Source organism: Saccharospirillum sp. (assembly GCF_039982735.1).
Classification (GTDB): domain Bacteria; phylum Pseudomonadota; class Gammaproteobacteria; order Pseudomonadales; family Natronospirillaceae; genus Saccharospirillum.
In genome coordinates this window covers 163468-177916 of the sequence record NZ_JBDWXV010000001.1, presented here as the reverse complement: position 1 = coordinate 177916, position 14449 = coordinate 163468, and the positions used below count along the sequence as shown (strand labels likewise).

The 14449-nt window shown below is 56.3% G+C and carries 9 protein-coding genes; 4 read left to right on the top strand and 5 right to left on the bottom strand.

Annotated features, from left to right (window positions below; genetic code table 11):
• The first annotated feature begins 270 nt into the window (after window positions 1-270).
• The gene (locus ABJT94_RS00730) at window positions 271-1284 is read left to right on the top strand and encodes a D-cysteine desulfhydrase (protein ID WP_348476883.1); all 1014 of its coding nucleotides are present in this window, start codon (window positions 271-273) and stop codon (window positions 1282-1284) included.
• Window positions 1285-1379: 95 nt separating this feature from the next.
• Here the strand turns inward: ABJT94_RS00730 and ABJT94_RS00725 are convergent, their stop codons facing one another.
• The gene (locus tag ABJT94_RS00725; RefSeq protein WP_348476882.1) at window positions 1380-2075 is read right to left on the bottom strand and encodes a class I SAM-dependent methyltransferase; all 696 of its coding nucleotides are present in this window, start codon (window positions 2073-2075) and stop codon (window positions 1380-1382) included.
• Between the two features lie 241 nt (window positions 2076-2316).
• Between ABJT94_RS00725 and ABJT94_RS00720 the strand changes: the two genes are divergently transcribed.
• Window positions 2317-4962, top strand: a complete 2646-nt coding sequence (locus ABJT94_RS00720) for an ATP-binding protein (protein ID WP_348476881.1) — start codon at window positions 2317-2319, stop codon at window positions 4960-4962.
• 340 nt (window positions 4963-5302) lie between these two features.
• Entirely contained in the window at window positions 5303-6463 is a 1161-nt protein-coding gene (locus ABJT94_RS00715) for a mechanosensitive ion channel protein MscS (protein WP_348476880.1), read from the top strand.
• A gap of 62 nt (window positions 6464-6525) precedes the next feature.
• On the opposite strand, the gene ABJT94_RS00710 is transcribed toward ABJT94_RS00715, so the two are convergent.
• The 3 genes from ABJT94_RS00710 to glnL form a co-directional block, all read right to left on the bottom strand.
• Window positions 6526-7749: an argininosuccinate synthase gene (locus ABJT94_RS00710; protein WP_348476879.1), complete on the bottom strand. Its 1224-nt coding sequence runs from the start codon at window positions 7747-7749 to the stop codon at window positions 6526-6528.
• 291 nt (window positions 7750-8040) lie between these two features.
• Window positions 8041-9468: a nitrogen regulation protein NR(I) gene (gene glnG / locus ABJT94_RS00705; RefSeq protein ID WP_127556514.1), complete on the bottom strand. Its 1428-nt coding sequence runs from the start codon at window positions 9466-9468 to the stop codon at window positions 8041-8043.
• Window positions 9455-10534 carry a nitrogen regulation protein NR(II) gene (gene glnL, locus ABJT94_RS00700; RefSeq protein WP_348476878.1) on the bottom strand — a complete coding sequence of 360 codons (1080 nt, stop codon included), beginning with the start codon at window positions 10532-10534 and terminating at the stop codon, window positions 9455-9457. The genes glnG and glnL overlap by 14 nt, the downstream gene beginning before the upstream one ends.
• A gap of 343 nt (window positions 10535-10877) precedes the next feature.
• Between glnL and ABJT94_RS00695 the strand changes: the two genes are divergently transcribed.
• The gene (locus ABJT94_RS00695) at window positions 10878-14021 is read left to right on the top strand and encodes a tetratricopeptide repeat-containing diguanylate cyclase (RefSeq protein ID WP_348476876.1); all 3144 of its coding nucleotides are present in this window, start codon (window positions 10878-10880) and stop codon (window positions 14019-14021) included.
• Here the strand turns inward: ABJT94_RS00695 and ABJT94_RS00690 are convergent.
• Window positions 13984-14364 carry an acetyl-CoA sensor PanZ family protein gene (locus ABJT94_RS00690; protein ID WP_348476875.1) on the bottom strand — a complete coding sequence of 127 codons (381 nt, stop codon included), beginning with the start codon at window positions 14362-14364 and terminating at the stop codon, window positions 13984-13986. The two genes, ABJT94_RS00695 and ABJT94_RS00690, sit on opposite strands and share 38 nt — an antisense overlap.
• Window positions 14365-14449: the final 85 nt, after the last annotated feature.

Genomic DNA, 14449 nt, shown 5'->3' with positions numbered 1-14449 from the left:
GACGGGCGTCAGACCCGGCTCGCACCGTTAGGATACCCGACCAGCGACCGGTTTTCGACCGGATTTCCGCACCCTGGCCGCTCTGTTTTCACCAGAAATGTGCACTTGTCATCAGGTTCGTTTGCCCTTGATGCCAAAATCGGTAACAGTAGCCCTATTAAGCGCCTTGCTTCACAGACCAGCGATAGCCACTGGAGAACAAGGTCGATCGCGCACCCGGCAGGTTCACGTTCGTGACCAGGGTGCATCAACAGTCACTCTGGACGGATTATGGCTTTCAGCAAGATTCCAAAAATCAGCCTGGCACAGGCCCCCACCCCCATTGATCACCTGCCCCGACTGGGCGAGTTACTGGGCACCCGGAACCTTTGGGTGAAACGCGACGACTGCACGGGGCTCGGGCTTGGCGGCAATAAAACGCGCAAGCTGGAATATCTGTTGGCTGAAGCTCTGGAAACGGGGGCGGATACCGTGCTGACGGTTGGCGGCCTGCAAAGCAACCATGCCCGCCAGACTGCGGCTGCGGCGGCTCGGCTGGGCTTGAACTGCGAGCTGATACTGGAACCAGTAGCCGGCACCCCGAAATCACTGTATCAACACAGCGGTAACGTGCTGTTGAACCGGCTTTTCGGCGCTACCCTCACCCTGGCCAAGCCGGGCCAGGACGGTATTGAACTGATGCATCAGCGCGCTGCAGCGCTTGCCGGGGAAGGTTACACCCCTTATTGCATACCGGTTGGCGGCTCCAATACCACCGGCGCCCTCGGTTACGTTCAATGCGCCCGCGAAATTGCCGACTGGCAGTATCAGCAGGACACCGAGTTTGACCACATTATTCTGGCAACGGGCAGTGCAGGCACCCAGGCTGGACTCCTCGCCGGCGCGGCCCTCTTTGATCTGTCGGCTCAGGTACGGGGCTTCTGCGTCAGCCGTACCAGCGAAGACCAGGCCAACCTGGTACTGAATCTGACCCGACCGGTGTTTGATCGTCTGGGGCTGTCCCATGCAACTCTGGCCGAGCGTATTCAAACAGACGGCCGCTACGTCGGCCCGGGCTATGGCATAGCGACCGAAGGCATGATCCACGCCGTGCGGGTCACCGCGGAAACAGAAGGCTTGTTACTGGATCCCGTTTACACCGGTAAAGCCATGCACGGCCTGTTCGATAGCTACCAAAACGGTACCTATAGGCCCAACGACAAGGTTCTGTTCATCCATACCGGCGGCGCACCAGCGTTATTTGGGTATGAAACTGCGTTGTTTGAGGACGCAAAGACCCCGTAAGAGAGTTCACCAGACCAGCGGGCGACAATAGGTTCCGGGGATGAAGCACTGGTTTATCAACTAACATCCGCTGTTGCTTAAGCAAACAGCACACCTCACTTCTGAATCGCAACAACGTCGCGATCAGCCAGCTCCCAGTGCTGTGCCCCCAAATACTCAGCCAACCAGGCAAAGGTCGCCTCTGCATAAAAGGCGATGTGAGTCGGATCATCGACATAGCGCCAATGCGCAAAGGCTTCGCGGTCGCGTACCCTCTGCGTTTGAATGACCAACCAGCCGCCCGCTTCCAATTGACGCCACAAGCCAGACAATACGTCGGCTGGGTTAGCGAGATGCTCGATCACCTCGGTGAGACAGATAAAGTGATAATGACCGGTCAGAACTGAACTGTCAGGGTAATAGAAGAGATCGTATAAGGCGACACGGTAACCCGCTTCTGCAAACATGCTGGCTAGCGCCGGACCAGGGCCGCAGCCGAAGTCCAGACCACGGGAACCGGTGGGCACCCTATCGCACACTGCGCGCCAGGGACGGGTCAGGAATGTTCGATATCCGGAGTCACTGATGTCGTTCCGGTGTTTGTCGTATTCTGCCTTTTCAGCGGCCGGTGATATCTGCTGGTCCGCGCCAACGAACACCAGCCGGCACGCCGGGCAACACCAGTATTCCCGATGTTTGCGACGGTGCCACCACTGACTATCGGGCGCACGGCACAGCGGGCATGACGGGCACGGAGAGCCATTAGTCACAGCCTGTGTAGCAGGCAGATTCTCGGGCACGTCGGTGGTCATCCGGTCACTTTCTTATTTGTTCCTATTTGTTGGTCGCAGCCATTCATGCTATCAGTTATTCTTGGAGCAAGGGTAGAGCCTGCGATGAATGTGACAGGCAGCACGGGTCTCTAGACCGGGCAGCCAACCTTCATCGACCTGACAGGCGAATGATAGACCTTAGAACAATACAAAACAGCCCTGACTAAACCGCCTGCGGGCGCCGGGCCAACGATAAGACTGATCAAGGGAACCGAGCACTGTGCTTTATCGATTCGCCTGTGGATTGCTTTTTGCCAGCCTGCCATGTTTGATGCTGGTCTGGCCCGGCCAGGCATACGCCGACATTGTCGAGATCGACAGCTATTGGATGCAGCAACCATCAGACTGGTCTCCGTCCATTCAATCGCGCCAGCAGAGCCAGCCACAAATCGTGTCGCAAACGGGCATTTCGCTAAAAGGCGGTCATCACTGGCATGTGATTGACCTCTCTTTTGATGAAACGACGCGTCAGGTTATCGACTTTCGCAATTCCTCGGTTATTGCCAACTTTGAACATTGGGTCTTTGATCGTACCACCGGAGAGCTGATAAACCGGATGGTGGGCGGTATCGAATCGGAGCAGGACAACCCCTACTTTCTACGCCATGGTCGAGATCAGCTATTCGAACCCGGCCAATACCAAATCGTTACCCGAATGGACAGCCCTTTCTACCTGGCGCAACCACAGCCAACGGTCTTTACACAGGGCGAGTACCAGCAAAGCATCAAGGTAGGTAACGCACTGACCCTTATTTGCCAGGGTATTTTCCTGGCGCTGGGCATCTATTATTTTGTACTGGGAACAAGCCGCAGCCGGGCGGCCGATTTATTGTACGCCCTGTTTATTACCGGCAATTTCTTTTTTACCGGCGCCTCCTTACTGGTGTTCAGTGATTTGCTCAGCATTCACCAGTTCTACCTGACCAGCTTCCCCATTCTTATTTCAAACACCGCCTACATCGCCTTTGTGATGGTGCTGCTGAACATCAAACCCAACACGTCACAATGGCTGTACCGCATTGGCAGCGGCCTGATCATCCTCTTTGTTTTGGGTTTTGTGGTGGCACTGCTTAGGCCGGAACTGTCGATGGAGATCGACCGCATAGGCGTGGGTCTGTTTGCCATTTATGGCTTCACAGCAGGCCTTACCCGCGTGCTGCAGGGCAACAGAACCGCGCGCTATTACCTGGTTGCCAACGCGGCCTTTGCGATTCCCGCCCTGATTTCCATTGGCGCGTCCAGCTTGCCCGTTGCCGATACTTTATTTCTTGAACACCTGGGCATGTTTGCCGTCTCGATGGAAGTTATTCTATTGTCGCTGGTAATCAGCCACCAGGTGGGACTGGTCTACAAGGAAAAGGAGGCCGGCTTGCTGGCCACACAGGAAGCACTGCAGGCAGCCAATGATGCCCTGAACACCAAAGAGCGCTTTCTGGCCAATGTCAGTCATGAATTGCGCACCCCGTTAAACGCCATTCAGGGGTCGGTGGAATTAATGGGTCAGCAACAAATGCCTGCTGAAACCAGCCGTCACCTCGAAGCCATCCATGCGTCGTCTAATTTTCTGGTATTCCTGATCAACGACATTCTTGATCTGGCCAAAATGAACGCCGACCAGCTTGAACTGGTAGCAGAGCCCTTCGACCTCGATGAAGCACTGGATGAACTCTGCACCATCTACAAAGACGCGTTCGACCGGAAAAAGGTCCGTTTTCTGGTCGATATAGACCCCAAGGTGCCTCGTCGCGTTAGCGGTGATGTCAACCGGTTGAAACAGATCCTGGCAAACCTGCTCAGCAACGCGTTCAAATTCACCGAGCAGGGCTCGATTGAACTATCGGTTTCTCAGCCGGATGCAGATGCCCTGACCTTCCATGTCACCGACACCGGCATAGGTATTGCCCAGAACAAAATCGAATCGGTGTTTTCAGCCTTTACGCAGGCCGATGCAACCATTGCACGCAAATACGGCGGGACGGGCCTGGGTTTGCAAATTGCGTCCAAACTGGTGGCTCTGATGGGCGGTAAACTGACGGTCTTCAGTCAGCCGGAACTGGGCAGCGACTTCCAGTTTACCTTGCCAATGCAGGGTGAACCCGAGCCGATAACCACACTGCCCGTTCGGGTGGGGCTGGTCTGTGACGATGTGGACCTGAAAAACCTGATCGGCAACAGCCTGCGCCGACTCGGCATCACACTGCACCACAGCCTCACGCATTCTGCCGCAATGACAGCACCCTTACCAGAGGATGCAGAGCACTGGATACTGGTCGCTGACCAACCCGACCCCGAGCTCTCGAATCGGTTCAGCGAGCACCCTAAGGTCCATTGGCTGGTCAGCCGGGTACCCACTGACCTGCCGCTGTGGACGCCACCGGTCAGCCTGGAACTATTGCCGTGCACACAGGTCACCTTCCGGCGACTGCTGGGTCAGGCAGCCACAGCCCCAGCGACCGCCGAACACCCCCTGATGTTACGTCGGCTTTACATAGTTGCCATCGATGACAACCCGGTGAACCTCAAGGTGCTACTGGGGATGCTGACCCGGCTGGGCGTCAGCGCCAGTGGGTTTGAATCGGCGGAAGAAGGCTTAAGCCACGTACTGTACCGGCAACCCGATATGGTGTTGATGGACATGCAGATGCCGGTGATGGATGGCCTGGAGACGACTCGCACACTGCGACAGCGCCAGTTCAACAACCCGGTTATCGCCTTTACGGCCAACACCTCGCAGCGCGATATCAACAACTGCCTGGAAGCCGGTATGAATGACGTGTTGCTCAAGCCCATCAAACTGACACAACTGGAGAACATGATTCTCAAATGGACCGAGCAGCCCTCCCTGAGCAGCCGGGGTGGTCGTTAGCAGTCGATACCGCATGCCAGGGAACTAGGGAGCCTCTGAACAACTCCCCCTGGGCTCTGGCTTATCCGAGAGACGCTGCCACAAGGCGGACTCATGCAGGAATGTCTGGACCTTTCAAATGAGTCCAACGCTGTGGCAGCGTTCCTCGGAAAGCCCCGTCGGGCGCGGCTAAAACGTCCTGCCCCGGCGTTGCACTTCTTGACAAGGGCTACGGCCATTGCACTGCGAAGTGCGCCTTGTGGCAGAACGTTTTAGCTCGCGCAGAGCCCTGGGGGAGTTATTCAGAGGCTCCCTAGCCCGTAACAATAACCAAAAACAAACACAAGGAACCGACACTGACATGAACCCGACCAATAAATGGGCTCTGCTCTGGCCTATCCTGCTGACGCTGCTGATTCCCCTGGTAGCCGCCTGGTTTGCCTACCCGAGCACACATTTGCCACCCGGCTTTGGTATTTTTCCACCCATACAAACCTCGCCAGCACCGGGGTTTTCGCTGCTCTACTTTCTGGTGGTCGCCGCTCTGGCCCTTCTGGTGACATTACTGCTTTTATTTCCAAAGCTGTTTGGCTTTCAGGGTGCCACACCCGCCCCACAACCGGCGAAAAAGCCACTGCCCTGGTGGTTCTGGGCCGGTGCCGTTGTCATGCTGTGCTTCTGGTGGGTCATGTGGGCCCGGCCGGTCTTGCTGGGCAACCTGGTCTACTACGCCTTTTCCCCGATGTGGTGGGGCTTCATCGTCATGCTCGATGGCATTGTGTACCACCGCAACAACGGCAAGTCATTGATGGCGACCAAGCCGTCCCTGCTGATTTTCAGCGCCGTGATTTCGGTGGTTGGCTGGGGGTATTTCGAGTATTACGACTATTTTGTGCTGAGCAACTGGTATTACCCCAACGGTCACATGGCCGCCCTGCCCCACAGTGTGATCGTCGTATTGTTTCTGATCGCCTACACCACTGTCTGGCCGGCCATCTTCGAATGGTTTAACTTGCTGAATTCCTTTCCCAAGCTGGTCGCACGTTACCAGAATGGCCCCTCTATCCCGCTACCAGGAAACCTGCTGATTATCCTGGGCTGCCTGATCATCGGTGCCCTGGTGTTCTTTCCGCGCCTGATGTTCTGGGGCATTTGGATCGGTCCGCTGGCGGTTATTATTGGCGTATTAATGCGGCAATCACTCTGGTCGCCCTTCACGGCGCTGACCCAGGGAAACTGGGCACCCGGTGTGCTGATCGCACTGGCGTCGATGTTCAACGGTTTTCTCTGGGAAATGTGGAACTTCGGCAGCGAACACCCGGACATCGGCTACCCAACCAACCCGAACTACTGGATATACGACATTCCCTTCGTCAACGTGATCCATATCTTCTCAGAAATGCCGTTGCTGGGTTATTTCGGGTATCTGCCGTTTGGAGCACTGGTGTGGGTGTTCTTTATCTGGATAGGCGCCCTGTTCAACCGGGACACCGACATTTACCTGGATGGCAACCCGAACTGAGGCACTGATTGCACAACCCATAAAAAAACCGGGCTTTTAGCCCGGTTTTTTTATGCCCCGTGTTACTTAAGCGGGCTGCGACCTTTGCTCGCGGCAATGCGCATGCGCAAGGCGTTCAGCTTAATAAAGCCTTCGGCGTCTTTCTGGTCGTATGCACCGGCATCGTCTTCAAACGTAGCAATGCTTTCATCGAACAGGCTGTCTTCAGACTGACGACCGGCGACAATGACGTTGCCCTTGTACAGCTTCAGGCGAACCTTGCCGTTGACCCGCTCCTGAGAGGCATCAATCATCTTCTGCATCATCAAACGCTCAGGGCTCCACCAGTAACCGTTGTAGATCACTTCGGCGTATTTGGGCATCAGCTCATCTTTCAGGTGCGCGACTTCACGGTCGAGCGTGATCGATTCGATGGCACGGTGCGCCTTGAGCATGATGGTGCCGCCCGGTGTTTCATAGCAGCCGCGAGACTTCATGCCAACATAACGGTTTTCGACCAGATCCAGACGGCCAATGCCGTTCTCGCCGCCCACCTTGTTCAGGTACGCCAACACATCGGCGGGTGAAGTGGGTTTGCCGTCAATGGCAACGATATCGCCTTTATCGTAGGTCAGCTCCAGATAAGTCGGCGTATCCGGTGCCGCTTCAGGGCTGACTGACCAGCGCCACATCTCTTCCTCGGCTTCGGCCCAGGGGTCTTCCAGAATGCCGCCTTCATAGGAGATGTGTAGCAGGTTGGCATCCATGGAATAAGGTGATTTCTTACCCTTCTTATTGAAGTCGACTGGAATTTGGTGGTCTTCGCAATAAGCCATCAGCTTCTCGCGCGAGGTCAGGTCCCATTCACGCCAGGGCGCAATCACTTTCACACCCGGCTTCAACGCATAGGCACCCAGTTCGAACCGAACCTGGTCGTTACCCTTGCCGGTTGCGCCGTGAGCGATGGCGTCGGCACCGGTTTCATTGGCGATTTCGATCAGACGCTTGGCGATCAGCGGGCGGGCGATGGAGGTACCCAGCAGGTATTCGCCTTCATAAACGGTATTGGCACGGAACATCGGGAACACAAAGTCACGCACAAACTCTTCGCGCAGATCTTCGATGTAGATTTCCTTAATACCGAGGGCTTTGGCCTTGGAACGGGCCGGCTCAACTTCTTCGCCCTGGCCAAGGTCGGCCGTGAAGGTCACCACTTCGCAGTTGTAGGTTTCGGTGATCCACTTGGCAATGACCGAGGTGTCCAGGCCACCGGAATAGGCCAGCACCACTTTTTTAATATCTGACATCTTGTCTCCCAACGAGTTGGCGGGTTTTTAGGCTGGCTGGAATTTTACGCCTTTGACTGAGGAGATGCCATGGTAGTGACTTGAGAGTTCAGAGGCTAAAGCTGCGCTCTACCATTGCTAAGGTATTAGAATTATCGCTGAATTGAGTGCTGGGTACCGGGTGAGCCTAAGCAGGGGAGTCCGCAGCATGGATGCTGCGGTCTAGGCCCCAGGGATGGGTTCACGCCGACCCTGATTAGGCTTACCCGGTGCCTGGCACGGACTCCTGGCAAATAGGTAAAATGTGGTGCCTTACTCTTCGTCCTCGGCCACCGTCTCCAGCTCCATGCCCAGCTCCTTGATCTTGCGGGTCAGGGTGTTTCTGCCCCAGCCCAGCAATTCGGCTGCATCGCGGCGTCGGCCGGCGGTATGCTTCAGGGCGGTCTCTATCATGATGCGTTCGAAGTTCGGTACGGCGATGTCCAAAAGCCGGTGCTCGCCACGGGCCAGTTCCCGATCGGCCCAGTTGCGCAGCGCCTGCTCCCAGTTCTCGCTGGTAACTGGCGTCTGGGCTTCGTCCATCAGCTCCGGCGGCAAATCCGACACCAGCACTTCCCGACCTGAAGCCATCACCGTGATCCAGCGACAGATATTTTCCAGCTGGCGCACATTGCCGGGCCAAGCAAGACGAGAGAGGTAAGCCTCGGTCTCCGGTCGTAACGTCTTGGTTTCCACGCCCAATTCGTCGGCTGCCTTGTGGAGGAAGAACTCAAGCAGCCGGGGAATATCTTCACGCCGGTCGGCCAGGCGCGGCAAATGGATACGGATAACGTTCAACCGGTGGAACAAGTCTTCGCGAAAGCGACCTTCTTTCACCAGAGTCTCCAGATTCTGGTGCGTCGCCGCGATGATGCGAACATCCACGCGTACCGAGGTGTGTCCGCCAACGCGATAAAACTCGCCATCGGCCAGCACTCGCAGCAACCGGGTTTGGGTCTCGGCCGGCATATCGCCAATTTCATCGAGAAACAGCGTACCGCCGTCTGCCTGTTCGAAACGCCCGCGACGCTGCCCCTGCGCTCCGGTGAACGACCCTTTTTCGTGACCGAAGAGCTCAGATTCCATCAGGTCACGAGGGATAGCCGCCATGTTCAGGGCTATGAACGGGTTTTCCCGGCGTGGACTGTGACGGTGCAAAGCATGCGCCACCAGCTCTTTGCCGGTACCGGATTCACCATTGATCAGCACCGTGATGTTCGACTGCGACAACCGGCCGATGGCCCGAAACACTTCCTGCATTGCGGGTGCTTCACCAATAATCTCGGTATTGGCCGGTGCCACCGCAGGTTCGGAGGTTTTCTGTTTCTGACGGGTATGCTCGATCGCACGCAGCGCCAGGGAGACCGCATCGTCAACATCGAACGGCTTGGGCAGGTATTCGAAGGCACCGCCCTGAAACGAGGCAACGGCACTTTCGAGGTCTGAATGCGCCGTCATGATGATGACCGGCAAATGCGGGTGATTGTCATGAATTCGGCTGAGCAACTCCAGGCCGTCGATGCCCTCCATACGGACATCGCTGACAATGGCATCGGGCGGGTCCTGATCCAGCTTGCGCAACAGGGCCTCGCCGGATTCAAAGCTGCGGCACTCTATACCTTCCTTTTCGAAGGCACGTTCCAGTACCCAGCGTATGGAGCGGTCGTCGTCGACGATCCAGACGCAATTATGATTGGCCATTGAGCCCCTCCAACGGTAAATAGACACTAAAGACGGTGGCACCGGGACTGCTGTCACACTCGATGACGCCGTTGTGAAAATTAATGATTTGCTGAGCGATCGACAGACCCAGACCCGTACCGGTGGGTCGGCCTGAAATCATTGGGTAGAAGATCTTTTCCATCATTTCCGGTGCAATGCCCGGGCCGTTATCAATGATGTCGAGCTTAACCAGTAACCGGTACCGGTTCTGACGGATGGTGAACTGACGCACGGCACGGGTTTTAAACTCAATGGCCGGCGCTTCAACGTTATTCTCTATCAACGCCTGCACCGCATTGCGAGCAATGTTCAACACGGCCTGTATCAACTGCGCCTCGTCGGCTTTAAAGTCGGGCAGACTGGGGTCGTAATCGCGACTTAACCTGATTCTGTCGCCGCACTCAACCCGAAGCAGGGCGTAGACACGCTCGACGATCTGATGGATGTTAACTTCTGACAGGGTGGGCACCTTGTGGCTGCCGAGCATCCGATCTACCAGATCGCGCAACCGGTCGGCTTCCTCAATAATGACCTGGGTATACTCTTTAAGGTCGGCATTAGGCAATTCACTGGCCAGCAGCTGCGCCGCGCCCCGAATGCCGCCCAGTGGATTCTTGATTTCGTGAGCCACGCCGCGAACCAGATGCCGGGTAGTCTCGGTTTGTTGTATCAGACCCTCGTCTCGGCTGATGCGCATCGCCCGGTCGGCGGGCAACATTTCGACAATCAGGTGCAGTTCATCGACATCCATATACGGCGTGACCATGTAATCCAGTGTCAATGTATCCCGATGCGCCAGCTGCCACTGCGCAGAGCGCACGGACAACGTCGTGCCGCCGGAGACGGCCGACATCATCATCTCCCGGATCTCGGCCGGGTTAACAAAAAGACTGTAAAACGCCTGACCAATGATTTGCTTTCCCGAGCGCACCAGCAACAATTCAGCAGAAGGGTTAACGTGCTCGACAACCAGCGTGTCGTCCAACTGAATGACAGCCGTGAATTGGTGATCGACCAACTGGCGAAAAAAATGCGTGTCAGTCACATGAGGTTTCCTGTGCACCGGGTTGCAATGGAAGTCAGCAAACAGACCCTGAATTGGGTCAGCGGTGAGTCCGCCGTGGCCTGCCCTGTGGTTCTTTAAATGGCATACGCAAGAAGCAGGCCAGCCATATAAGGCCCGACATGCACGATTACGGGGCTTACTTTGGCATCATTGCACCATAGTGGAACCGCTGACGTCATATTAGCACTATTATGGTGCATTGCCGGGTTTGTGATTCAGGTCCACAGTTACGACCTTAAATACGCAAAGTTGCCAATTCGTCTGCATGATGACCTGAACTTTTGGTTTATACTGGCGAAACGCTGCAAGATCGTGAAGGACTATGAATCAGACCTACCCGCTTAGGCTGCTGGACAATGCATGGCAGCAGACGTTAAAAGGCCAGGGACAGTGCCTGCTCTTCGCCGATGCCGATGGCCGCCGTTTCAGCAGCCTGGTGGATGCGTTTATGGCAGACCTGCCCGCTGAGTGTGTTCGCTATCAACTGACGTCCGACAGTCAGCTTAATGGCTATTACCCGCTAGTCGACATCATTCAGGATGGCTACGACCGGCTGGGCATTGCTGACTGTGGGCGCTGGCTTCAGGAACAGGGTGTTTATGGCCCCAATATCAATACCTGGCAGCAATTGCTCGACGATCATTTTATTCAGCGCCATCCGCTGCAACTGAAAGACCACGTCATTCAGAAAACCATCGCCTTTCAGGACGACATTCTGCGCTTGCTGGCTGCCCTGTCGCAAACGCGCCCCATTGTTGTGGCGCTTACGCATTTCCATTTTGCCAGTTTCAGTCTGCAGCGCCTGGTCAGAACCGTACAACAGCAGTTAAACGGTCGAGTATTGTTGCTCACCTCAACCGATACCGATCTGATGGCCTCTCACGATCCGGACTGGCACAGCACCCAGCGCAGTGCCGACGACGACATTGACCCACCCAACTGGCTGATAGACCTGTCGCCCGAACTGAACGCCGACTCGTCTCCCTGGCCCGAGCCGCAGCCACTCAGTGCCCAGAGCATTCCGCGGCTGATTCAGGATGCGCTGAGAAACCACGCCTTGCAGTGCCATACAGAAACCCACCTGCTGTGCGATAAAATCGGGCTAATGCTGGATGAACGGCAAATACTGCTGCTATCCGAACATCGCAGCACTCTGCGTCTGATCGAAGCTGAGGCCCAGTACTACAAAGACCAGCATAACGGGGCCATTACCCTGTTGACGGAACTGCTCGAAGAAGCCCGGCAGGAGCATCTTTACGACCAGATGTTCGATGCTTACCTGCGCCTCGGCTGGTGTGCGCTGACCAAACACCGGCTAAGCACAGCCCGGCAAATGGCCACACACGCCCAGACGGCGCTGGAACAAATTACGACCAAAGACGCCCCCTGGCTATTGCGCGAACGGGAATGGCTGCTGATGCAGGTCATGATCAGCAGCATGTTTCACGAACGCCCGCCCGCCACGGTAATGCACCGGCTCGAAGCCCTGCTGCCGATGCTGGATAATGACGACTATGGTTACGCCCTGCGCACCGCCCAGATAGCCTGGGAGGGATGCATGACAGACCGGGAGCGGCACTTTCTGCGGCGCGCCATTTTAACGGGCCTCAGCCAGGCCAGAGCCCAGATGAACGACATCGCCACCGTTAAGCTGACTGAAGCTATGGCGTTGCTGCAAACCAAAGCACACCGGTTTCAGCGGGCACATCGCCTGCTGGAGCTGGCGCTGAGCCGTTGCAGCCGGATGGCATCGCCTCGGCATGAAGCTCCTCTTTACAACGGCCTGGGTATTATTCAGATGCGGCTGGGCCGAATAGAGGAAGCCAGAGACACCTTTTTATACACACTGCACAAATTGCAAACAGTCGCCCACTACAATGAAATTGCCGTCACGTTGCATAACCTGTCCTGGGCTTATCTGATCAGCGGCAATGTTCCCGAAAGCTTGCGGCTGCTCACTACTGCCATTCGTTTGTGTCGCATTCGCGGTTTCGTGACCATTCCTTTTTACACGCTCGATGACCTTATGCTGCAACAGGCACTGTACCGGTTCTACCTGGGGCACAGCGTTCTCGCCCAGCATACCTTGCAGGATTATCGGCAACGGCTAGAACAACGCTCGGCACGGGGGCAGGTTTTGCTCATCTGCCTGAAACTGCATTTTGCCCGGGCAGAAGCCGACTATGAGGGCGTAACCACCCTGGTTGCGGAATTGAAAGCGTCGCTGGAAGCTCAACCGGACTTGCCGGATACCCTGGTGAATCTGGCCTTGTATGCCGCGGGGCCCGACAACTTGCCTTCCAGCCTGAAACCGGCCTATCAGATTCAATGGATGCAAACCAGGGAGGCGGTTACCCAGCCGCTGACCGACAGCAACATCGATGTGATGTCCGTGTTACGAGCCGCTGATCTTGAAAGCGAGCTCGAACAGATACAACAGAAGGTGCGGGACACCCGGCTACTGTCACACCTCAGTGCTCAAACCAACGCAGCAACCGATACTCTGGAACTGGTCGAAACCCTGTGTCAGCAACTGAAGGCGCACCTCGATTGCGACTACGTCGCCATCGACCTGACCCAGCAACCCTTTATGGAGGCCACCCTGATTACCCGGGGACTGGCCGTCCTGGACGTTGAGCGGCTGCATCAGGCGTTGTCTTTGCAGCGGTTGACGCGCGGGCGATTGCTGATCCGCATGCACACTCTCGATCTTGAAGGCATGGACAGCGGCTATGTCTGCATTTTCCGCATCGCCCTGCCCCACAACGATTTTGGCGACATGATTCTGATGACCCGAAACCCCTCTGGCTTTGAAGAATCCGTGCTGCGCACGGCCTCCATGCTGGCGGGGCAACTGGCGGCCGCCATTCAACGGCTGGCGCATGAAAAAGAACTGCATCATCTTTCCTCTACTGACATGCTGACCGGCCTTATGAACCGGCAGGCCCTGTACCCTCGCCTGGAAGAAGAGCTGGCCCGTGGTCGCCGCAATGCCAGCTACCGGTTCTCACTGGCATTTCTGGATCTGGATAATTTCAAATACCTGAATGATAACTATGGGCACATACTGGGTGATCAGGTATTACGCGGCTTTGCGCAGGTATTGAAAGAGCACACCCGCACCGAGGATCTGGCAGCGCGACTGGGCGGAGACGAATTCGTCATTTTATTCCCCAATGAAAAAGGCCAAGCGGTTCAGCAACTGGCCCAGCGCATTCTTGAGGATTTCTCGACTCCGGCTCGCTGCCAGGCTTTCCTGCGACGTTTTACCGGACAGGAATTCACCTGGCCCGAAGGCCAGCAACTGGGATGTTCAGTGGGGATCATTGAGGTCACCGGGGAGCAGGCGCCCAAACTGGTCGATCAGTTGCTCAACCTGGCCGACCATGCCATGTACGAGGCCAAGTCACGCGGTAAAAACCAGGCTGTTATTTCCGATCTACCAGCGACGTCAAACAGGCACTGACAAAGGTCGCAAGCTCAGGATGGATCTGCGCCGAGAGGCGCAGTGAGTACAGCTGCGCCAGTACCGACACCATTCGCCGCCCAACCCCTCGTCCTCGGGTCAGCGCCCGAACACCCAGGCTCAACACACATTCACCCTCAACAAACGCTACGCCGACGATGCGCCCGTTAAACCGGGCGGCATGGAGCCTCACGCCCGGGGCACTGGCCTGCCAGGCAATCCAGGCAGACTGATAGCAGGGGCAGGCACTCATGTCCTGCGCCAGACGGGCCAAATCTGGCGCATCGGTTTCTGGCAAGTCTGAGAGCGGTGTTCGGGACAGCAAATCCAGCGTTACAGGCATTGGCGTCGGTCCGGGTGGTTTGAGGCGCAGCATACCGATATAATGCGCCTTCGCAACCGGGTTTCAGGTCGTTTACTTTACTGCA